22 protein-coding genes and 2 tRNA genes (1 of these 24 running past the window's edge) are annotated in these 20,125 nt (G+C 32.0%); 18 read left to right on the top strand and 6 right to left on the bottom strand.

Going from position 1 to position 20,125, the window contains the following annotated elements; translation table 11 throughout:
• Both AC9UEH_RS02140 and AC9UEH_RS02135 read right to left on the bottom strand, forming a co-directional pair.
• Positions 1 to 55 (bottom strand) — tRNA-Lys (locus AC9UEH_RS02140) (it extends 118 nt beyond the left edge of the window).
• 36 nt (positions 56 to 91) lie between these two features.
• Positions 92 to 164 (bottom strand) — tRNA-Lys (locus AC9UEH_RS02135).
• 127 nt (positions 165 to 291) lie between these two features.
• Between AC9UEH_RS02135 and AC9UEH_RS02130 the strand changes: the two genes are divergently transcribed.
• Positions 292 to 810, top strand: coding sequence for a shikimate kinase (locus tag AC9UEH_RS02130; RefSeq protein WP_509527985.1), 519 nt, complete (start codon positions 292 to 294; stop codon positions 808 to 810).
• Here the strand turns inward: AC9UEH_RS02130 and AC9UEH_RS02125 are convergent.
• Positions 802 to 1,299, bottom strand: a complete 498-nt coding sequence (locus AC9UEH_RS02125; protein WP_509527984.1) for a phosphoribosyltransferase domain-containing protein — start codon at positions 1,297 to 1,299, stop codon at positions 802 to 804. The two genes, AC9UEH_RS02130 and AC9UEH_RS02125, sit on opposite strands and share 9 nt — an antisense overlap.
• A 142-nt stretch (positions 1,300 to 1,441) precedes the next feature.
• On the opposite strand from AC9UEH_RS02125, the gene nadC reads away from it, so the two are divergent.
• The 13 genes from nadC to AC9UEH_RS02060 all read left to right on the top strand — a co-directional run bounded on the left by nadC (position 1,442) and on the right by AC9UEH_RS02060 (position 12,769).
• Positions 1,442 to 2,305, top strand: coding sequence for a carboxylating nicotinate-nucleotide diphosphorylase (gene nadC, locus AC9UEH_RS02120; RefSeq protein ID WP_509527983.1), 864 nt, complete (start codon positions 1,442 to 1,444; stop codon positions 2,303 to 2,305).
• A gap of 11 nt (positions 2,306 to 2,316) precedes the next feature.
• On the top strand, positions 2,317 to 3,222 hold the full coding sequence (locus AC9UEH_RS02115) for a YihY/virulence factor BrkB family protein (RefSeq protein ID WP_509527982.1): 906 nt from the start codon (positions 2,317 to 2,319) through the stop codon (positions 3,220 to 3,222).
• Between the two features lie 92 nt (positions 3,223 to 3,314).
• Positions 3,315 to 3,743, top strand: a complete 429-nt coding sequence (locus tag AC9UEH_RS02110) for a DUF2147 domain-containing protein (protein WP_509527981.1) — start codon at positions 3,315 to 3,317, stop codon at positions 3,741 to 3,743.
• 145 nt (positions 3,744 to 3,888) lie between these two features.
• Positions 3,889 to 4,188: a hypothetical protein gene (locus tag AC9UEH_RS02105; protein WP_509527980.1), complete on the top strand. Its 300-nt coding sequence runs from the start codon at positions 3,889 to 3,891 to the stop codon at positions 4,186 to 4,188.
• A 3-nt stretch (positions 4,189 to 4,191) separates the two neighbouring features.
• On the top strand, positions 4,192 to 4,965 hold the full coding sequence (locus AC9UEH_RS02100) for a protein NO VEIN domain-containing protein (RefSeq protein ID WP_509527979.1): 774 nt from the start codon (positions 4,192 to 4,194) through the stop codon (positions 4,963 to 4,965).
• Entirely contained in the window at positions 4,959 to 5,228 is a 270-nt protein-coding gene (locus AC9UEH_RS02095) for a hypothetical protein (RefSeq protein WP_509527978.1), read from the top strand. Before AC9UEH_RS02100 ends, AC9UEH_RS02095 begins: the two co-directional genes overlap by 7 nt.
• 148 nt (positions 5,229 to 5,376) lie before the next feature.
• Positions 5,377 to 7,830, top strand: coding sequence for a replication restart helicase PriA (gene priA, locus AC9UEH_RS02090; protein WP_509527977.1), 2,454 nt, complete (start codon positions 5,377 to 5,379; stop codon positions 7,828 to 7,830).
• A 122-nt stretch (positions 7,831 to 7,952) separates the two neighbouring features.
• Positions 7,953 to 8,480 carry a hypothetical protein gene (locus AC9UEH_RS02085; RefSeq protein WP_509527976.1) on the top strand — a complete coding sequence of 176 codons (528 nt, stop codon included), beginning with the start codon at positions 7,953 to 7,955 and terminating at the stop codon, positions 8,478 to 8,480.
• Between the two features lie 198 nt (positions 8,481 to 8,678).
• Positions 8,679 to 10,865, top strand: coding sequence for a TonB-dependent receptor (locus AC9UEH_RS02080; protein ID WP_509527975.1), 2,187 nt, complete (start codon positions 8,679 to 8,681; stop codon positions 10,863 to 10,865).
• Positions 10,866 to 10,995: 130 nt separating this feature from the next.
• On the top strand, positions 10,996 to 11,337 hold the full coding sequence (gene rpsF / locus AC9UEH_RS02075; RefSeq protein WP_509527973.1) for a 30S ribosomal protein S6: 342 nt from the start codon (positions 10,996 to 10,998) through the stop codon (positions 11,335 to 11,337).
• Positions 11,338 to 11,342: 5 nt separating this feature from the next.
• Positions 11,343 to 11,639, top strand: a complete 297-nt coding sequence (gene rpsR, locus AC9UEH_RS02070; protein WP_126743063.1) for a 30S ribosomal protein S18 — start codon at positions 11,343 to 11,345, stop codon at positions 11,637 to 11,639.
• A gap of 66 nt (positions 11,640 to 11,705) precedes the next feature.
• The gene (rplI, locus tag AC9UEH_RS02065) at positions 11,706 to 12,149 is read left to right on the top strand and encodes a 50S ribosomal protein L9 (RefSeq protein ID WP_509527971.1); all 444 of its coding nucleotides are present in this window, start codon (positions 11,706 to 11,708) and stop codon (positions 12,147 to 12,149) included.
• Between the two features lie 146 nt (positions 12,150 to 12,295).
• Positions 12,296 to 12,769 carry a DUF6495 family protein gene (locus AC9UEH_RS02060; protein WP_509527970.1) on the top strand — a complete coding sequence of 158 codons (474 nt, stop codon included), beginning with the start codon at positions 12,296 to 12,298 and terminating at the stop codon, positions 12,767 to 12,769.
• A gap of 134 nt (positions 12,770 to 12,903) precedes the next feature.
• Here the strand turns inward: AC9UEH_RS02060 and AC9UEH_RS02055 are convergent, their stop codons facing one another.
• Positions 12,904 to 14,193 carry an ATP-binding protein gene (locus AC9UEH_RS02055; RefSeq protein WP_509527969.1) on the bottom strand — a complete coding sequence of 430 codons (1,290 nt, stop codon included), beginning with the start codon at positions 14,191 to 14,193 and terminating at the stop codon, positions 12,904 to 12,906.
• Between the two features lie 234 nt (positions 14,194 to 14,427).
• Here AC9UEH_RS02055 and AC9UEH_RS02050 point away from each other — a divergent pair, with 234 nt between their 5' ends.
• Positions 14,428 to 14,649 carry a hypothetical protein gene (locus AC9UEH_RS02050; RefSeq protein ID WP_509527967.1) on the top strand — a complete coding sequence of 74 codons (222 nt, stop codon included), beginning with the start codon at positions 14,428 to 14,430 and terminating at the stop codon, positions 14,647 to 14,649.
• A gap of 84 nt (positions 14,650 to 14,733) precedes the next feature.
• Positions 14,734 to 16,737, top strand: a complete 2,004-nt coding sequence (gene ligA / locus AC9UEH_RS02045; RefSeq protein WP_509527965.1) for an NAD-dependent DNA ligase LigA — start codon at positions 14,734 to 14,736, stop codon at positions 16,735 to 16,737.
• A 10-nt stretch (positions 16,738 to 16,747) separates the two neighbouring features.
• Here ligA and AC9UEH_RS02040 read toward each other — a convergent pair whose 3' ends face one another.
• Complete coding sequence (locus AC9UEH_RS02040) at positions 16,748 to 17,668, bottom strand: bifunctional metallophosphatase/5'-nucleotidase (RefSeq protein WP_509527964.1); 921 nt, start codon at positions 17,666 to 17,668, stop codon at positions 16,748 to 16,750.
• Positions 17,669 to 17,813: 145 nt separating this feature from the next.
• Positions 17,814 to 18,590, bottom strand: a complete 777-nt coding sequence (locus AC9UEH_RS02035) for a 5'-nucleotidase C-terminal domain-containing protein (RefSeq protein WP_509527963.1) — start codon at positions 18,588 to 18,590, stop codon at positions 17,814 to 17,816.
• Between the two features lie 48 nt (positions 18,591 to 18,638).
• Between AC9UEH_RS02035 and AC9UEH_RS02030 the strand changes: the two genes are divergently transcribed.
• Positions 18,639 to 19,157 carry a DUF6913 domain-containing protein gene (locus AC9UEH_RS02030; protein ID WP_509527962.1) on the top strand — a complete coding sequence of 173 codons (519 nt, stop codon included), beginning with the start codon at positions 18,639 to 18,641 and terminating at the stop codon, positions 19,155 to 19,157.
• A 10-nt stretch (positions 19,158 to 19,167) separates the two neighbouring features.
• Positions 19,168 to 20,052 (top strand): 4-hydroxy-tetrahydrodipicolinate synthase, encoded by an 885-nt coding sequence (gene dapA, locus AC9UEH_RS02025; protein WP_509527961.1) that lies wholly within the window; start codon positions 19,168 to 19,170, stop codon positions 20,050 to 20,052.
• Positions 20,053 to 20,125: the final 73 nt, after the last annotated feature.

Here is a 20,125-nt window from a genome sequence, read left to right as displayed (position 1 = left end):
AACCCAGGACCCCATCATTAAAAGTGATGTGCTCTACCAACTGAGCTATCGAGTCTGTGCAAGAAGTTATAAAAAATTTAAAGTCATTTTGTGACCCGACTGGGGCTCGAACCCAGGACCCCATCATTAAAAGTGATGTGCTCTACCAACTGAGCTATCGAGTCAATTTTATTCCTTCAATGCGGGTGCAAATATAAGGCGTTATTATTTATTTTTCAAAGGTATTTTATTTATAAATTTACTTTTTTAATCAAATAATCTTAACGCCTTAGTTTATAAGGCATTGTTGCTATGAAAAAAATCATTTTGTTAGGTTATATGGGTTGTGGGAAGTCAACTATTGCAAAATTACTCGCCGAAAAAGGTACTTTGCCCTATTTAGATTTGGATGAAATTATCGAAAAAAGAGAAAATTCTACCGTAAAAAAAATATTTTCCGATAAAGGGGAGATCTATTTCAGAAAATTAGAACACAATATTTTTACTGAATTAATAAAAAATCAAGATAGTTTTATTTTAAGTTTAGGTGGTGGAACACCCTGCTATGCAAATAATCATGAATTATTGAAAGGCGAGAATGTTTTTTCAATTTATTTGAAGGGTTCGGTTTCAACATTATATGAAAGAGTAAAAAACGAAAATACTCAAAGACCTTTAATTGCCAATAAAAGCACGGAGGAAATGAAGGAATTTATTGCGAAAAATCTATTTGATAGAAGTTTTTATTACAATCAAGCGCAACATAAAATAAATATAGACGATAAATCTGTTGAGGTTATTCTTGCCGAAATAGAAACTATTTTAGCTTAAATAGGCATAATCACCTTTTTCATCAAAAACAACTTGCACGTGTTCTAGTAATGAAGTAGAAAGAGAAATCCCTTTGAAATCGGCTTTTACTGGGTATTTCTTGTGGTTTCTATCAACTAATACAGCTGTTTTTAATTTCTTTAAAGGAACATCTAAAAAATGCTTTACACCATATATTAATGTAGTTCCTGAACTTAGAACATCATCTACTAATACCAATCCTTTATTTTCGTATTTTTCTTTAGATAACGAAGTAGTAATTGGCGCGTTTACGTTTTGTTTGTTTATTAAAACTTCGCAAAGTAGTATGTTTATTGTTGAAATCCGTTCTAATTCTTTAGCGATTTTCTTTGCAAATACAAATCCATTAGAAGCAATTCCAGCTATCACAATTTCTTTTTCGTCAACGAAAGTCTCAAAAATTTGGTACGCAATTCTTGTGATTTTGTGTTCAATTTCTTGATTGTTGAGAATGATGTTTTGGCTCATGGGATTTTTTTTTCAAAGATAATAAACTATTTTATTTTTAAGATTGAATTTCCCTAAAATGGTTTGATTCTATTTTTATTAATTTCAAACTTTCAAATTCCCGAAATAAATTCTACATTAGCATTCTGTAAATTTCAGAAAAATGATTAGCGAATCACAGTTTCAAAACGAGTTACACTTGATAATTTCCAACGCCATTCGGGAAGATGTGGGTGCTGGCGATTTTAGTTCATTGGCTTGTATTCCCAAATCTGCAAAGGGAAAAGCAAAATTATTGGTGAAAGACGAAGGCATAATTGCGGGCGTTGCGTTTGCAAAAATGATTTTCGAATATGTAGATTCTGACTTGGAAATCGAAACTTTCATCAATGACGGTGCACCCGTAAAAAGAGGCGATGTGGTTTTTCACGTTTCAGGAAGCTCGCAATCTATATTGAAAGCGGAACGTTTGGTACTGAATTCGATGCAGCGAATGAGCGCTATTGCTACGAAAACGCAAAAATACGTACGGCTTTTGGAAGGAACCAACGCCAAGATTTTGGATACGCGCAAAACGACACCTGGTTTTAGAGCGTGTGAAAAATGGGCGGTGAAAATTGGAGGTGGCGAAAACCACCGATTTGCATTGTACGATATGATTATGATCAAGGACAATCACAACGATTTTGCTGGAGGAATTAAGGCTGCAATCATGAAAACAAAGGCGTATTTGGAGGAAAATGCATTGGATTTAAAGATAATTGTCGAGGCAAGAAACCTCAATGAAATAGAAGAAATTTTGACGAACGATGGCGTTTTCAGGATTTTGATTGATAATTTTAATTACGATGATACTCGAAAAGCGGTGGCAATGATTGGCGATAAATGCCTCACGGAATCGTCTGGAAATATCAACGAGGCAACCATTAGAAATTATGCCGAATGTGGCGTAAACTATATCTCTTCGGGGGCATTAACGCACTCGATTTATAATATGGATTTGAGTTTGAAAGCGTTTAAAAAATAATTATAAATTTAATGCAAATAGAAAAAATACCAGTACTTCGGAATATTGTTCACGTTTTGCAACGGATAAAACCCTTATGGTTACATGGTTTATCGCTTTTTGATTTGATAAAATTGTACTCTGTTGGAATCTTGGAAGGCGCCTTGTCCTATCACGCAAGTGCCGTTGCATTCAGCTTTTTCATGGCATTATTTCCTTTTGCATTGTTCATTTTGAACCTCATTCCTTACATTCCAATTGAAGGTTTTCAAGCTGATTTTTTGCAATTTGTCAAGGAAGGCGTGCCCCCAAATACCTACGATGCCATTGCCAATATTGTCAACGATATTCTCAATAATAGCCACTCGGGATTGGTTTCTACAGGGTTTTTATTGTCGATTTTCTTGATGGCAAACGGTCTCAACGGAATCCTTGGAGGCTTTGAATCGTCGCGCCACGTTTTGGAAAAAAGAGGATTTTTTCAGCAGTATTTAATAGCTTTGGCGATGTCGTTATTGCTGTCTTTCCTACTGATTATAACGGTTTCCGCCATTGTAGTCTTTGAAGTTTTCATCCAAAAAACAATGCTTCAAGACATGCTCAGCGACCGAATTCCACTCATTATTTTAGGACGCTATGCTTTTGTAATTTTGATGATTTTGGTTACAATTTCTGTTCTGTTTCGATTTGGAACCAAACAAAAAAACAAACCGCCATTTATTACGATAGGCTCTGTATTCACAACTATTCTTGTCATAATTTCTTCGTATTTCTTTGGGATTTGGGTAATCAAATTCTCAAAATACAACGAACTTTATGGCTCCATTGGCACATTATTGATAATGATGTTCTATATTTGGATAAATTGCATGATTTTATTGCTCGGATTTGAGTTGAATTCAATAATCAGCAAATTAAAAGTTAAAAAATTAGAATAAGTATTTTTTTTTGAAGCTAATCCTGCTATCCGCTATATCCACGCCCAAAAGCGTGGGATGCCGCTGCTATCAGGGCTAAAAACGTTTACGGTATGAAGACAATTGTATGTTTTATTTTACTTCTCCTTTCCACACAATTTCACGGGCAATCCCACGGCGTTATTGGAAAATGGAACACTATTGACGACGTAACAGGAAAAATAGTTTCTGTTGTGGAAATCTTTGAGCATAACAATAAAATTTACGGAAAAGTCAACGAGATTTTCAATCCTAAAAGTCGAAACCGCGTTTGTGAAAACTGCACTGGTGACGATAAAAACAAAGCCATATTAGGATTAACCGTAATCAAAGGGCTTGTAAAAGAAGGAGATGAATATTGCAACGGGAAAATTCTTGACCCTAAAAGCGGAAAATTATATAAATGCTACATCACACTTGAAGGAGCCGATAAGCTCAAAGTGCGAGGCTACATAGGGATTTCACTCTTCGGGAGAACACAATATTGGGAACGAATAAAATAATTTGAGGTGTTTAAATATGTTTTCATTCCGATTCAAGAAGAATCACATAAAACTAGACTTGTCATTTAGACAAACCGAATCGCAAAACATTAACTTCCGAATTTTGAAAATTTAATTGTAATTTTGCCTAAAGCATAAAAAGTAAATGATAGTAGGTAAGCAAACAGTGAGTATTGAAGAATTTGATGATAAAAAATATCAAATTAAATTTGTTGAACCTTTCGACAAGGCTTTGATTACTCATTATTTACACAATTATCGAAACGGAGTTTCAAAGCATTACGAAGAGGATGCAATAAAAGTTTTAAATAACTTTGTAGAATACAAACAAGTCGAAGAACAAGTAAATATTGTTGCCGAAGATGCTTTGCAACAACTACTTTTTGAAGTAGAAAATATTCCTTTTCCAACTCAAGAAAACTATGCTTTTAAATTTATTGCTTAATTTATGGAGCAAAAAGCAAATAAACACGAAAATTATGAAATTCTAAACTTGCTTGGTTATGGATTATCCAAATTTGATAACTCATTTATAAAGGAATTTGGCTTTAATACCAAAACTAATTTTTTTAACTATTTCGTAGAAATTGGAATAGTTGAAACAGGAAGTGTTGTAAAAAATAGAATGGATTTATTTGACCCATTTTTCCCAAACAACGGTAGAAAAGGTTGGTGGCAAAAAGGAGATGCTTATATTCATAGAAAAAAATTGATTGATAGTTTATTTGGAAATGAAAATGTTAAAGGATATTCAGATATTGTAAAATTATATTTGAAAGAAAATTATAAGATAAATGAACTTTTTGTTGAAGTTAAACCCATTGTGAAATCAAGATTTAAAAAACTTCAAGAAACAGGATTGGAAGCCGAACTGTATTTTATGAATAATTTCAACGAAATTTCAACTTTTAATAATGGAATTTTAGAAGATGCAAGATTATATGGAGACGGATATGATTTTCAAATTAGTGTTAATGAAAGTTCTTATTTAGCCGAAGTTAAAGGAATTAGAGAGGAAAAAGGAAGATTTAGATTAACTGAAAAAGAGTTTTTAATGGCTTCTGAATATAAAAATGATTATATCGTTACTTTAGTTTTAAATATGAATGATTTACCTGTATTTTTAACTATTGAAAACCCTGTAAACAATTTAATTTTTATTGAAAAAACTATTAATTCAAAAGAAACAAAAGAATATCATTTATCAAAAGACATATGTTAAGTTTTGAAGAAAAAATATCCTATTTTGAGAACAGTTTGAACAAGACTGAAGAAAATTATGCAGATAGTTTCAAAGAAGATATTATACTTTTTATTGATGTTTTTACAGGAGAAAATAATCTTTTAAACTTTTTAAATAATTTAAATTCATTTGAAGAAATTGAAAATTGGATAAATAAATTAACTTCAAGAATCGTTTTGAAATTTGATTCTAAATGTGAACAAATTAACGATTTTATTTATGATTACATACTATTGGAATAGCCCCGATTGAAGTGGAAATCCTTTTTTGTTTTTTCTTTAGAAACAAAAAATATTGAAACGGAAAGCGGGAAACCTGACTGCCGTCAGGCAGGTAGCTTCAAAAAATAATAATATTTATCAATTCTCTATAACTTACAACCAAATATAAATGCAGTTTTTCGTCGAAGTAATTTTACCGCTTTCCCTCGCCAAAACCTTTACCTATAGGATTTCTGAAGCAGAATTCAACTATATAAAAAAAGGAATTCGAGTGGCGGTGCCTTTCGGGAAAAGTAAAATCTACACGGCGTTGGTAATCGAATTGCATCAAAACGCCCCAACCTTATATGAAGCCAAAGAAATTCATCAAATTTTGGATGAAAAACCATTGGTTACCGAAACTCAAATCGCGCATTGGCAATGGATTGCGTCTTATTATATGTGTGCGATTGGTGATGTTTATCGGGGTGCAATTCCAAGTGCTTTATTACTGGAAAGTGAAACCGTAATTTCTCAAAAACAAGATTTATTTGTTGATGAAAGCCAACTTTCTGATGATGAATTTTTGATTTATCAGGCTTTGCAACAACAAAGTTCGTTGAAAGTTCAAGATATTATTGCCATTTTGAATAAGAAAAATATTTTTCCAATTCTTCAAAAATTAATTGACAAAAATATCTTGGTTTTACAAGAAGAAATGTTGGAAAACTACAAACCTAAATTAGTGCGTTATGTTCGCTTAAATGCTAAATTTGATTCGAATGAAGGTTTAGGCGAATTACTTGAAACATTGAAAAATGCTACGAAACAAAAGGAAATTGTACTTTCTTATTTTCAATTATCGGCAACAGAAAAAAAACCAATCACAGTTAAAAAGCTTACAGAAGCAGCCAATTCCACAACCGCAATTGTAAAAGCATTAATTGACAAAGAAATATTTGAAGAATATTATCTTCAGGAAGACCGCGTGAATTTTAAAGGAAAATCGAGTGAAAACCAACTAAAATTGAGTGTTGCGCAGCAAACCGCATTTGAAGCAATTCAGGAAAATTTAAAGCAAAAAGAAGTTTGTCTTTTGAACGGAGTTACTTCCAGCGGGAAAACTGAAATTTACACCAAACTCATAGAAGAATATATTGCCACAGGAAAACAAGTCTTGTATTTGTTGCCAGAAATAGCTTTAACCACACAATTAGTAGGAAGATTGCGAGCGCATTTTGGAAATAAAGTGGCAGTTTTTCATTCTAAATACAGCAATAATGAACGGGTAGAAGTTTGGAATCAGGTTTTAGAAAATTCTGAAAAAGCGCAAATTGTTATAGGAGCGAGGTCGGCTTTGTTTTTGCCATTTCAAGATTTAGGATTCATAATTGTCGATGAGGAACACGAACAAACCTACAAGCAAGTTGATCCTGCGCCACGATATCACGCCCGAGATGCGGCAATAGTTTTGGCAAATTTGCAAAAAGCGAAAGTGCTTTTAGGTTCTGCAACGCCAAGTATGGAAACCTATTACAATGCAAAATCAGGGAAATATGGTTTTGTGGAAATTTTTGAGCGTTACAGAAATGTACTGATGCCAGAAATTGAATTGGTAGATTTGAAAGACAAGTACTTTCGAAAAAAAATGGTGGGACATTTCAGCGATGTTTTAATTGAAAAAATTACCAACACATTAGCTTTAGGTGAACAAGTGATTTTGTTTCAAAACCGACGCGGGTACTCGCCATTATTGGAATGTATGACTTGTGGACACGTGCCGCAATGCCAACAATGTGATGTGAGTTTGACATATCACAAACATAAAAACCAATTGCGGTGTCATTATTGTGGGTATTCTATTGCGAAACCTACCAATTGTCACGCTTGTTCAAGTGTAGATTTAACGACGAAAGGTTTTGGAACGGAACAAATTCAGCAAGAATTATTAGAACTTTTTCCAAGTCATAAAATTGGACGAATGGATCAAGATACGACAAGAGGGAAATTTGGTTTTGAAAAAATAATTGACAGTTTCAAGAACCGGGAAATTGATATATTGGTTGGGACCCAAATGCTTGGAAAAGGTTTGGATTTTGATAATGTAACTTTGGTAGGAATTATGAATGCCGATAATATGCTGTATCATCCCGATTTTAGGGCTTTTGAAAGAAGTTTTCAAATGATGACGCAGGTTTCAGGACGATCTGGACGTTCAGAAAAACAAGGTAAAGTTATCATTCAAACCTATTCGCCATTGCACAATACGATTCAGCAAGTTACCAAAAATGATTATGTGGGAATGTACAACGAGCAATTGTATGAACGACAAATTTATAAATATCCGCCGTATTTTAAATTGGTCAAACTGACTTTAAAACATCGAGATTTCGACAAACTCAAACAAGGCTCCATGTGGCTGTATCAAGTGATGCAGCAAAATCTTCCAATGCCTGTTTTAGGTCCTGAAGAACCGCCAATTAGCAGGATTCGCAATGAATATATCCGAACGATAATGGTGAAAATTCCGTTGAATATTTCTATTGTAAATACAAAAAAAACAATTCAGAAAATGCTCAATAGTTTTGAAGCAGTTCCTTCGTATCGTTCTATTCGAGTGATTCTAAATGTCGATTTTTATTAATGTTTACAAATTTTATTTTAGGTTTTTTTTCATATTTAATGTTGATTTTATTTCGTTTTTTGATTGTTTATTAAAATAAACTACTTTCGTATCACAGTTTACAATAGGAATGTTTTCCTGATATGAAAAAAATCATTTTTTACTTACTTTTTTCTATTTTCATATACCAAATTGGTGGATACTTCATCGGTTTTAGTATTATGAAATATAGTATTAAGTCAGAAATGAAAATAAAAATCAAGAAAAGTTTAAATGCCAATGAATACCAGTTTTTTAATTTTATTATAATTTCAAAGGAAAAGTCTTTTAAATGGGAAGAAAGTGACAAAGAATTTTGGTACAATGGCAGAATATATGATATTGTAAAAATAGAAAAATCAGGTATTTTAAAATGCATTGATGACATTCAAGAAAAGAAATTATTTCAAAATTTAGAAAGTTATGTAAATGATTTTTTTGAAAAAAACTCAAATGGTAAAAAATCAATGCAAACTATAAATTCCTTATTTTTTGCTTTATTTCTGCCTTCTAAAGAAATTGTAATCCCACAACGTTATTGTATTTCAACGACTTCTATTTTCGATAGATTAATCATTCGTAATTCCGATAGAACTTTGTCTGTTGTATCGCCACCAACCCGTTTTTCATAATTAATATTAAATTAGTTTTAAGTGAAACTACTAATTTATAGTGCTTAATTCGGAATTCAATTTCTGATTTACACCTATAAAGTAGTGGCAATTTCGTTTGGGTTTTAAATTTGCTTTAAGCGATTTAATCTTAGAAGAAACCATTTAATTCAAGGCAAATTTTGCCTTACAATCATTATTAATAATAAAAACAAAAAGATGAAAATTAAAATAGTTATACTATTAATAGCTACGTTGCTTTCGTTTGAAATTGAAGCGCAAACAAAGCAAGATTCTATCAACAATTTAAAAAATGTTTCAGTCAAAGCTCGTAAAAAAACATTAAAAGAACGGGCAGAATTTAAACGACACGGGCAAATGGCCGAGGTATTAACTTCGGAGGAATTGAACCGGAACAATCCTGCTTTTTTAGAACAAAGCTTAGGTGTTATGGCGGGTGTACAAGTCGATAAAAGAACGCAAGTTGGAGGGCAACGAATTGTTATTCGAGGTTATGGTAACGATCAAAAATTCAACAATTGGGGAATTAAAGCCTATTACAATCAATTTCCTTTGACAAATGCAGAAGGAGTTACGATTTTAGACGATGTAGATTTTTCTGTTGTCGATAATATTGAAGTGATAAAAGGACCAGCGGCTACGATGTATGGTGGCGGTGTTGGTGGAGTTGTTCGCTTTTATTTGAAAAATTCAGAAGAAAAAGGAACCTCATTGAGTCAGAATACAACTGCGGGTTTTTTTGGGTTATTGCAAACCAATACTCGCTTGGATTATGTAACTGATAATGCTTCAATGTTTTTGAATTATGGACATCTTCAATCGGATGGATATCGCCCTCACGGTGAAAGTTTAAAGAATTTTTTTACCTACAAAGGCGACTTTAAATTTTCTGACAAGCAAACTGTTTCTGTGTTTTTAAGTCATAATTTTTCACACGAAGGAATTTCTGGTCAAATTCCATACGCTGATTATTATGCCAATAATGACCCTGGGAATGATGCTTATGCTAAGAAAAACGCGCATTTAAATATGCAATCTACTCGTTTTGGTGTTTCTAATAACTTTAAATTTACCAAATCATTTAGTAATTCTACGGTGCTTTTTTACTCTGGAACTGATATAGAAAGTGTTTCTGCAGGAGCTTCTGGACAAACAAATTCACCAAATTATGGAATTCGTTCTGTTTTTACCAAGTCAAACGATCTTTCTTCTTCTATTGAAAATGTGTTGAATGTTGGAACAGAAATTCAACAATGTAAATCGTTAGCGTCAAGCTTCAGATTTACTGGAACTGACGACACGAACCCGTTGTTGGTAACTGCTATTGCGGATGGTGCTTATTACAAATATACAACCAACCAGCAATCTGTTTTTATTCACGATAGAATCAATTTCATAAAGGCAGATTTATCTGTTATTCTTGGTATAAGTGGAAATCACATTGACTATGACCGAGTTGATTTATTGGCTTTGCCAGGACTAATTGTTGGAAATACAAAAAACACATCATTTAATAAATCATTTAAAACATCTTTAAATCCTCATATTGCGGTTCAAAAAACATATAAAAATCAAATTTTTAATATTACTTACAGTGAAGGATATAATGCACCAACGGCTTCAACATCATATATAAAAGATCTTAACAAAACAAATGATGAATTGCTTCCTGAAAAAGCTAAAATGTATGAAGTTTCAGCTCAGGGTTTACTATTCAATACCCGATTTGATTATCAAGTATCACTTTTTAATATGAATATTAATAATAAACTAACCCAATTAAGTGCCGCAAATCTAGCTGGAGGAAGTTATAATTACACTGCAAATACAGGAAATCAATTGAATAAAGGTTTGGAAGCGAGTATTGGATATGTATATGAAACAAAATCAAATTCAATTATTTCAAAAGTGACTTCGTTTGTAAATTTCTCTTATTATGATTTCAAATACACTGATTTTTCTACGAAAGTTGGCAGTGGTGTTTTAACTGATTTTTCAAATAAAACTGTTGTAGGGGTTCCTGCGAAAAAATATTCTGTAGGAGTTGATTTTGTTTCGCCTTCAGGAATTTATTTGAATACAACCTATAATTATTTAAGTGATGTGTATTCTGATTTCGCAAATACGAATTTGGTTAAAGGTTTTGGCTTGTTAAATGCAAAATTGGGATATAAATTGTCCTCTAAAAACAAGAAATACAGTTTGGATTTATTTGTAGCAGGAAATAATTTGACCAATCAAACGAATTACACCTTTTTGTTTTTAGGAGGTAATATTAATGATGTGGATACTGGAAGTAATTTCCCTAGAATGAAAACAGATGTAAATCCAGGTTCAAGCAAAGCTTATTTTTGGTCGGGTTTAAATCTCAAGTATCATTTTTAATAATAAAAAGGGAAAGGAAACTCAATATTTTGGGTTTCCTTTTCTTAATTGAATAAAAGTTCAAAGTTTGTTTGTGAATTCAATAATTTAAGCTACTTTTGCATCCAAATTAACAATAAAATATATTTTTATGAATCATTATGAAACTGTTTTCATTTTAAATCCCGTTTTATCTGAAGTTCAGGTAAAGGAAACAGTAAGCAAATTCGAAGATTTTCTTACATCCAGAGGAGCAGAAATGGTATCAAAAGAGGATTGGGGCCTGAAAAAAATGGCTTACGAAATCCAACACAAGAAAAGTGGTTTTTACCATTTATTCGAATTCAAAGTTGCAGGAGAAGTTCTTATTGCATTTGAAACTGAATTTAGACGTGACGAGAGAATCATGCGTTTCTTAACTGTAAGTTTAGACAAACACGCTATTTCTTGGGCTGAAAGAAGAAGAACAAAATTAAAATCATCTAAAGCGTAATCATTATGTCAACATTACAACAATCAGCTTCAGGAAAAAAAGACGGGGATATCAGATATCTTACGCCTTTGAACATAGAAACAAATAAGGCAAAGAAATATTGTCGTTTCAAAAAATCTGGTATCAAATATATCGATTATAAAGATGCAGATTTCTTATTGAAATTCGTTAATGAGCAAGGGAAAATTCTTCCTCGTCGTTTAACAGGAACTTCATTAAAATACCAAAGAAAAGTGTCAGTAGCTGTGAAAAGAGCGCGTCACTTAGCTTTAATGCCTTATGTGGCGGATTTACTAAAATAATTAAAAATTAACAGTTGTTGTTCCGATAAAAATCGGGACTAACTTCTAATAACAAAGGACAACAACATGGAACTTATATTAAAACAAGACGTACAAAATTTAGGCTTTAAAGATGATGTGGTAACTGTAAAAAATGGTTATGGTCGCAACTTTTTAATACCTCAAGGTCACGCACATTTAGCTACAGCCTCTGCAAAAAAAGTATTGGCTGAAAACCTAAAACAAAGAGCTCACAAAGAAGCTAAAGTTGTTAACGATGCCAAAGCATTAGCAGAAGCGTTGAAAGCAATCGAAATTAAACTGTTTGCAAAAGCAGGTGGAGAAAAATTATTCGGTTCAATCACGAATATTGATATCGCTGCAGCTTTAGCAAAAGGTGGTCAAGAAATTGACAGAAAATTTATCACAAGTGGAATCGTAAAAAGAACAGGAAAATATACTGCTTCTGTTCGTTTACACAGAGATGTAATAGTTGAATTAGCTTATGAAATTGTTGCTGAAAAAGCATAATTTCTAAATTCATATAATTGAATCCCGATGAAAATCGGGATTTTTTTGTTTGATGTCATTGCGAGGTACGAAGCAATCTCATCTAAAAATTTGTAATATATATTAACTAAAATATAGGAACAGATTACTTCGTTCCTCGTAATGACATGAAATACTCTCGACTTACTAAAGAGCAATTTGAAGAAATGCACTCCGAATTCATTAATTTTCTTTCTACTCAAGCTATTGATAAAGCCGAATGGGACAAAATTAAAATAGAACAACCTCAAATTGCCGAACAAGAATTAGACGTTTTCTCAGATTTGGTTTGGGAAGGCGTACTTTCGAAAACAGAATATTTAGAGCATTTCTCAAAAAATCATATTTTCCTTTTTCACTGTTTTGATACATACGTAAAATCGATTGTCTTGAAATCATTGGTTTCCGAAACTAATTTTTTGACAAAAGAAGGTTTGCAATGGTTGAGCGACAACATGTTTACCGATACAATTGAAATGAAAATTGGCAAAAAAGAATTTACAGAAGATAGAAATCAATCGCTTTTTGAATTGATTCAGCAAGGTTCTTTCTTGAGTGACGGACAATTATTCAAACAAGTAAATTCTATTATTGAGTCTTAAATAACTTTTTTAATTAATGACAATTGTTCAAACAAATTGATACAATTATTGAATCGTAATTAAAATGTTATTTCTTTTAAATTTGTTGTTTTGTTTTAGATGAAATAACGGAATTATCGTGTAAATAGAAAACCCTAACTGATAATTCCGTCAATGGCATACAAAGGAATGTTTGTCAGCCAGTCTTCTCTCCTGAATTTACTCATCGAGGTTCTTATGGCGTTATTGTTTTCAAATTTTCCCACAAAAACCTTTAAACTTTTTGATTTTAGATTTTCTTCTGCCTTGACTTCTATTGGAATAACTTCGTTTCTAAATTGTAATACAAAATCTATTTCGGCCGTTGCATTTGGCGCCACCCAATAATAAATTTCTGTTTTAATCTTTAATTGCTGACAAACAAATTGTTCAGTTAACGCGCCTTTATATTCACTTAAAATAGTGTTTTTCTCCAATAGTATTTTTTTGTCCAAATTGCCAATAGCATTTAACAAACCAATATCGACTAAAAATAATTTAAAAGAATCAATATCAGTGTATGCATTTAATGGCATTGTGGGCTTTTCAATTCGGTTTATTTTTAAAACTAAACCTGCATCAACCATCCAATTAATTGCCATTTCAAAATCATTTGCTCTAGCACCTTTCTTAATTTGACCATAAATAAATTTTCTATTTTCTTTGGCTAATTGGCTAATTAAAGAATTCCATACGAGTTTTATTTTTGGAACTATTGTATTGGGTGCATATTTTGCAAAATCATTTTCATAGCCAATGATTATTTTTTGTTGCAATCTTCTTACGGTTTCTAAATTTTTGTTTTCCAAATAATTTGCAACAACTTCAGGCATTCCTCCAATAAAATAATACAAGCGCAATTGATCCGTCAACTTTTCGTGAAAAGCATCAATTACCTCCCAATTTTTATTTCGTAGTTGTTTTGCTAATGATTGTTCGCTATTATTGTCTAAAAACTCCATAAAACTCAAGGGGTACAATTTCATAAAATCAACTTTTCCAACAGGAAAAGAATTGTTTTTTTGCAACGAAATACCAAGCAATGAACCTGCAGCAACGATATAATACTGTGGTGCTTGTTCCTGAAAATATTTCAAAGAAGTCAATCCCTTTTCTACTTCTTGAATTTCGTCAAAAATGAGTAAAGTAGTTTCTGGAATCACTTTTTGACCGGATTCTATTTCGATAATCGATAGGATTCGTTCGATGTTAAAATCAACGGTAAATAAATTTTTTAATCGGCTGCTACTTTCAAAATTGAGGTACACTACTTGTTCAAATTCTTGTTTTCCAAATGCTTTCATCAACCAAGTTTTTCCTACTTGTCTTGCGCCTTGAATAATTAATGGTTTTCTATTTTTGGAATTTTTCCAAAGAACCAGCTCTTGAATTAGTATTCTATTCATAATTAAATTTTTAATGTCAAAATAATTGCAAATGTACATTTTTTCCATTTGAATAAATGGAATAATACACACTTTTTCAAATGAAAAAATGTTGTTTTCTACATTTTTATGAAGGAATAATAAAAATGTATTGACTATAATCAAAATTTTAAAAGTAAATACATTAGATATTTACAAATCATTATGGATATTAAATAGCTATTGTTTGTTTTTAACAATCTTCTTAATTTGTTAATGCTATATGTATTTGATTTCGTAACTTCCTATCGAAAACATGAAAAAGACTTACTTGAAAAATATAATACCTACACAGAGGAAGAATATAATGAAGCCCACAATAGTGAAGAGCATCTAAATAAAGGAATTGATCTTTTTTCTCTTCAATTTCATAACAAGAAAAGAAAGGAATTGACAGCATTGGGAATTTCCCTCCCGTTTTATTTAGGCAAAGTTTAAAAAATGTTATTCCGTGCTAACTTTAATTCATTAATTTGATTATTTTAGTACTTTAATTAAGAAACTAAAAACAGTCTTTTTCAAATGTCCGTTCAACAAACCATCAATCAACTTCGCGAAGAATTAAACCAACACAATTATAACTATTATGTGTTGGATAAACCTACGATTTCTGACCTTGAATTTGATTTTAAACTAAAACAACTTCAAGATTTAGAACATAAATATCCTAATTTTTTTGATGAAAATTCGCCAACACAGCGCGTTGGTGGAACTATTACAAAAAACTTTAAAACCGTTCAACACGACTACAGAATGTATTCTTTGGATAATTCCTATTCCAAAGAAGATTTGATTGAATGGGAAAAACGAATCCAAAAAGTTTTGGGCGATGTTCCTTTGGAATATGTGTGCGAATTGAAATATGACGGTGCATCAATAAGTATTACTTATGAAAACGGAGAATTAAAACGGGCAGTAACTCGTGGCGATGGTTTTCAAGGCGATGATGTTACCAATAATATCAAAACGATTAAGTCAATTCCGTTAAAATTAAAAGGCAATTTCCCTGAAAAATTTGATGTTCGTGGAGAAATAATTTTGCCATTTTCTGGTTTTGAAAAGATGAACCAAGAGCTTATGGATATTGGCGAATTGCCGTATTCTAATCCGAGAAATACCGCATCTGGGAGTTTAAAATTACAAGACAGTGCAGAAGTTTCAAAACGTCCTTTGGATTGTTTGTTGTATTTTATAATAGGTCCGAATTTGTCCTTTCGTTCTCAAATAGAAAGTTTAGAAAGTGCAAGAAGTTGGGGTTTTAAAGTTCCAAACGAGCCTAAATTAGCTCGGAATTTAGACCAAGTATTTGAGTTTATAGATTTTTGGGATGTCCACAGACATAAATTGCCTTATGAAACGGATGGCGTAGTGGTAAAAGTCAACCAATTTCAACACCAAGATGAATTAGGTTTTACTGCAAAATCGCCTCGTTGGGCAATGGCATACAAGTTCAAATCGGAACAAGTTTCCACCCGATTGAACTCGATTTCATATCAAGTTGGTCGAACGGGTGCAATTACGCCTGTTGCCAATTTAGAACCTGTTCAATTGGCGGGAACTATTGTAAAAAGAGCCTCTTTGCACAATGCGGATCAAATTGAAAAATTGGATATTCGTATTGGCGATGAAGTTTTTGTTGAAAAAGGGGGTGAAATTATTCCTAAGATTATTGCAGTTGATTTAAGTAAGCGTCCGATAAATTCAATTCCTACACTATATAGCACTCATTGTCCAGAATGCCAAACAGAATTAGTGCGTTCTGAAGGTGAAGCCAATCATTATTGTCCAAATTATTATGGTTGCCCACCTCAAATTATTGGTAGAATTCAGCATTTTATTTCTCGAAAAGCGATGGATATTGAAGGACTTGGGGGTGAAACGGTTGCGTTGTTATTCAATAATGGTTTGGTTCATAATTATGCCGATTTGTACAATTTAACAGTTGTACAGATTTTGCCATTGGAAAGAATGGCTCAGAAGTCAGCAGAGAATTTGGTTAAAGGCGTTGAAAATTCTAAGAACGTGCCATTTGGAAATGTATTATTTGCTCTTGGAATTCGATTTGTTGGAGAAACAGTAGCCAAAAAATTAGCCAAACATTACAAAAATATTGACGCTTTAAGCAAAGCCAGTTTTATGGATTTGGTTTTGGTGGATGAAATTGGAGAGCGAATTGCGCAAAGCGTACTTGACTTTTTTGAGAATCTAATTAATAAAGAGATTATTGAAAAATTAAAAATACAAGGAGTTCAGTTTGAAATTATTGAAAAAATTAATCCTAACGCAACCGACAAATTAACTGGAAAAACCTTTGTGGTTTCTGGTGTTTTTGAGAAATTTTCACGTGATGATTTGAAAAAAGCCATCGAAGATAATGGCGGTAAAGTAGGAAGTTCTATTTCCGCTAAAACGGATTACGTTGTTGCTGGAGATAATATGGGACCTGCGAAACTTGAAAAAGCAAATTCATTGAAGATCCCAATTATTTCGGAGGATGATTTTATTATAATGTTAGAAAAGGATTAATGGTATTATATTAAACAATGATACTTTTTCCATTATGAGATTTTGATTTATCGTTATCAAAATAAAAGTCAATACGTCCTAAATTTATCCCGTAACAACCTGCTTGATTGACAATTACTTCTTTTCCTTCGCTATTTTTCAGAACTGTTGGTTTGTCTAAAAAGGTATGGGTATGTCCGCCAATAATGAGGTCGATGTCTTTGGTTAGCGTTGCTAATTTTACATCAGAAATTTTTTCTGGTTCGTCTTTGTATTTGTAACCAAGGTGCGAAAGACAAATTACAAGATCACACTTTTGCTCCTGTTTTAGAATTCTAGTCATTTCTTGAGCGGTTTCAACAGGGTTTAAATACATAGTTTCTTTGTAGTTTTTTTTATCAACTAATCCGGCTAATTCAATTCCAATTCCGAAAATTCCAACTTTAATTCCGTTTTTATTAAATATTTTGAACGGTTTTGTTTTTCCTTGAAGGACAGTATTTTCAAAGTTGTAATTTGAAGTTACAAAATCAAAATTGGCATTGTGCATTTGAGAATAAAAACCGTCAATTCCGTTGTCGAAATCGTGATTTCCCATTGTTCCCAAGTCGTATTTCATCATGCTCATTAATTTCAATTCTAATTCGCCACCGTAATAATTAAAATAGGGTGTACCTTGAAATATATCGCCTGCATCGAGCAATAATAGGTTTGGATTTTCTTGACGAATGCTTTCAATTAATGCGGCTCTTCTGGCAACGCCACCCATATTTGGATTTCGAGGATGATCTGCTGGAAACGGGTCTATATAGGAATGAACATCGTTAGTATGAAGAATTGTTAAGTGTTTTATATCCGTTTTATCGGATGATTTGAAACTGCTTAAGGACAATCCTAATCCCATTAATGCTGTGCTTGCTGCTGTTTTTTGTATGAATTCTCTTCTTTTCATTTTTGTTTTTTTAGGTAAATTCCAAAAGGTTTATGATTTATTATTTAGCCCCGACTGGAGGGAAAATCCTGTGCTTTTTAGCGCTGATTGGAAGGAAGGCATGAATTATATTTGCTGATTATTATTGCCTTTTCGCTCCAAAATATTATTCGATTAGTATTCGTTTGTCTTTTAAAATTGGTAAGTTTGGTGTCTCTTTTAAGTAATCTATTAAGATGTTTCTCAATTTATAATTTAAATCATAAGTCGCTATTCCTTTTTTGAAGAAATCCATCCTATCTCCTCCGTTTGATAGGTAATCGGAGGTAACTACATAATATATTTTTTCAATATCTAATGGTAACCCTTGAATTAGGATGTTTTTTGACTTATTATTTTTATCAATTGTGAATTGAATTCCTGATATTGGGTGTGGTTTTTTCTCGGAAATAAAATAATTTACCATTTCTAATATTTGTTCTCCTTTTAAAGCAACAACTATGGATGTGTTTTCAAAAGGCATAACTTCAAAAGCTGTTTTTAGGGTAATATTTCCTTTAGGAATTATGGATCGAATTCCGCCATTATTAAGTATGCATAGGTCTATTTTTTTATTTTCACGAGAATTAAAGATTGTATTCCCTCTTTGTAAAGTCATGTCAGCTAGTAAGTTACCAATGGTTGTTTGCCATTGTCCTGATTTATCTAATGTTTCTGACGTATACGAAATAGGAGTATTTAAATCTTTATCAATGTGTTCCCGGTAAGGTTTAACAAAAGCTTCAATTTCAGCAACATCTCTATTTACATTTGTAATCCCAATATCCTTTCCTTCTATTTTTGTGACATAGTATTTTTGTTCAACACATGAAACGGATAAAAGAAATGTTAAGAATAAAACAAAAAACCTCAAAACAACGTTATACTTTTTTAGATTTACCATCGGAAATGCAACTTATTTAATTAAATTTGTAATTTAAGTAAAAGTACTATGTTTTTGAACAATATAAAGAATTTATTAATAAAAAAAATCGTTAGTAAATCGTTATCAAACGTTAAGTCTGTTGCTTCAGATGGATTAATCAAAACTGTTGGAATTATTTATGATGAAAGTAATTTATCTGAGAGAGAGGATTTGATATTGAATTTGATTAAATACGGGATTGAAGAAAGTGCTATTAAAGTATTGGTTTTTAGGGATAATGTAAAGAAAAAAGAGGTGTTTAATTATTCGGTTTTTAGCTATAAAGAGGTGAGTTGGTCTGCTAATTTCGATAAACCAGTAATACAATCTTTTGTTGCTACGGAATTTGATTTACTAATTAATTATTATGATATTGAAAAAGCACCTTTGCTTTTAGTTTCACATCAATCTAAAGCAAAATTTAAAGTTGGCTTTGCAGCAATTGATAAAAGAGTAAATCACTTTATGATTGATGCAAATGCGCAAAATTGCCAAGTGTTCGTTAACGAATTATTTAAATATCTTAAAATATTAAACAAAATATAAAAACAATAATATGCAATCATTAATAGGGACAGGAGTTGCACTTGTTACTCCTTTCAAAAAAGATTTTTCGGTTGATGTGGAATCCTTGACTAAAATTGTTAATTATCAAGTTGAAAATGGGATTAATTATCTTGTTATTCTTGGAACTACTGCTGAAAGTGCGACCTTAAACCAAGAAGAAAAAGAATTGGTAATTGAAACGGTTATTGCTGCAAATAAAGGAAGATTACCCCTCGTTTTGGGAGTTGGTGGAAATAATACTAAAAAAGTAATTGAGGAATTACAAACTAGAGATTTTTCAAATTTCGTTGCTATTCTTTCGGTTTCTCCTTATTATAATAAACCCACACAAGAAGGAATTTACCAGCATTTTAAAGCGATTGCAGATGTTTCTCCAATTCCTGTGATTCTTTATAATGTACCTGGAAGAACGGGAAGCAATGTTTTACCTTCAACTGTGATTCGTTTGGCAAACGATTTCAATAATATTATTGCTATTAAAGAAGCTGCCGGAGATTTAGTTCAGGCAATGCAATTAATTCAGAATAAACCGAAGGATTTTCTGGTTATTTCTGGCGATGATATGATGGCTTTACCAATTGTTTTGGCTGGCGGAAGCGGTGTAATTTCTGTAATTGGTCAAGGTTTTCCAAAACAATTTTCTGAATTAATTCATTTAGGGTTGGATAGAAAAGTCGATGAAGCTTATAAATTGCATTATTTTTTGTCAAATAGCATAGATATGATTTTTGAGCAAGGTAATCCTGGAGGGATTAAGGAGGTATTTAAATCACTGGGTTTGTCAGAAAATACTGTTCGTTTGCCATTGGTAAATGTTGATGCTGATTTGGCTTCAAGGATTGCTGAATTTGTAAATAAAACGGAGAGTAAATAAGCAATAAATAGGTTTTTTAATAATAGAAAAAATATTTTGTAGTCGTTAAATTAATAACTAAATTTGCAATTGA

The sequence above is a fragment of the Flavobacterium sp. genome, assembly GCF_040402835.1.
Lineage (GTDB): Bacteria > Bacteroidota > Bacteroidia > Flavobacteriales > Flavobacteriaceae > Flavobacterium.
This window is presented reverse-complemented; position numbering and strand designations above follow the sequence as displayed.

Bases quoted from the DNA above. Each gene is read 5' to 3' on its own strand.
- AC9UEH_RS02100 (WP_509527979.1), top strand. From the start codon at position 4,192: ATGGAGCAAAAAGCAAATAAACACGAAAATTATGAAATTCTAAACTTG.
- AC9UEH_RS02085 (WP_509527976.1), top strand. From the start codon at position 7,953: ATGAAAAAAATCATTTTTTACTTACTTTTTTCTATTTTCATATACCAA.
- dapA (WP_509527961.1), top strand. From the start codon at position 19,168: ATGCAATCATTAATAGGGACAGGAGTTGCACTTGTTACTCCTTTCAAA.
- AC9UEH_RS02060 (WP_509527970.1), top strand. From the start codon at position 12,296: ATGAAATACTCTCGACTTACTAAAGAGCAATTTGAAGAAATGCACTCC.
- AC9UEH_RS02030 (WP_509527962.1), top strand. From the start codon at position 18,639: ATGTTTTTGAACAATATAAAGAATTTATTAATAAAAAAAATCGTTAGT.
- AC9UEH_RS02035 (WP_509527963.1), bottom strand. From the start codon at position 18,590: ATGGTAAATCTAAAAAAGTATAACGTTGTTTTGAGGTTTTTTGTTTTA.
- AC9UEH_RS02095 (WP_509527978.1), top strand. From the start codon at position 4,959: ATGTTAAGTTTTGAAGAAAAAATATCCTATTTTGAGAACAGTTTGAAC.
- AC9UEH_RS02130 (WP_509527985.1), top strand. From the start codon at position 292: ATGAAAAAAATCATTTTGTTAGGTTATATGGGTTGTGGGAAGTCAACT.
- rplI (WP_509527971.1), top strand. From the start codon at position 11,706: ATGGAACTTATATTAAAACAAGACGTACAAAATTTAGGCTTTAAAGAT.
- ligA (WP_509527965.1), top strand. From the start codon at position 14,734: ATGTCCGTTCAACAAACCATCAATCAACTTCGCGAAGAATTAAACCAA.
- AC9UEH_RS02040 (WP_509527964.1), bottom strand. From the start codon at position 17,668: ATGAAAAGAAGAGAATTCATACAAAAAACAGCAGCAAGCACAGCATTA.
- rpsF (WP_509527973.1), top strand. From the start codon at position 10,996: ATGAATCATTATGAAACTGTTTTCATTTTAAATCCCGTTTTATCTGAA.
- priA (WP_509527977.1), top strand. From the start codon at position 5,377: ATGCAGTTTTTCGTCGAAGTAATTTTACCGCTTTCCCTCGCCAAAACC.
- AC9UEH_RS02050 (WP_509527967.1), top strand. From the start codon at position 14,428: ATGCTATATGTATTTGATTTCGTAACTTCCTATCGAAAACATGAAAAA.
- AC9UEH_RS02105 (WP_509527980.1), top strand. From the start codon at position 3,889: ATGATAGTAGGTAAGCAAACAGTGAGTATTGAAGAATTTGATGATAAA.
- rpsR (WP_126743063.1), top strand. From the start codon at position 11,343: ATGTCAACATTACAACAATCAGCTTCAGGAAAAAAAGACGGGGATATC.
- AC9UEH_RS02055 (WP_509527969.1), bottom strand. From the start codon at position 14,193: ATGAATAGAATACTAATTCAAGAGCTGGTTCTTTGGAAAAATTCCAAA.
- nadC (WP_509527983.1), top strand. From the start codon at position 1,442: ATGATTAGCGAATCACAGTTTCAAAACGAGTTACACTTGATAATTTCC.
- AC9UEH_RS02110 (WP_509527981.1), top strand. From the start codon at position 3,315: ATGAAGACAATTGTATGTTTTATTTTACTTCTCCTTTCCACACAATTT.
- AC9UEH_RS02125 (WP_509527984.1), bottom strand. From the start codon at position 1,299: ATGAGCCAAAACATCATTCTCAACAATCAAGAAATTGAACACAAAATC.
- AC9UEH_RS02080 (WP_509527975.1), top strand. From the start codon at position 8,679: ATGAAAATTAAAATAGTTATACTATTAATAGCTACGTTGCTTTCGTTT.
- AC9UEH_RS02115 (WP_509527982.1), top strand. From the start codon at position 2,317: ATGCAAATAGAAAAAATACCAGTACTTCGGAATATTGTTCACGTTTTG.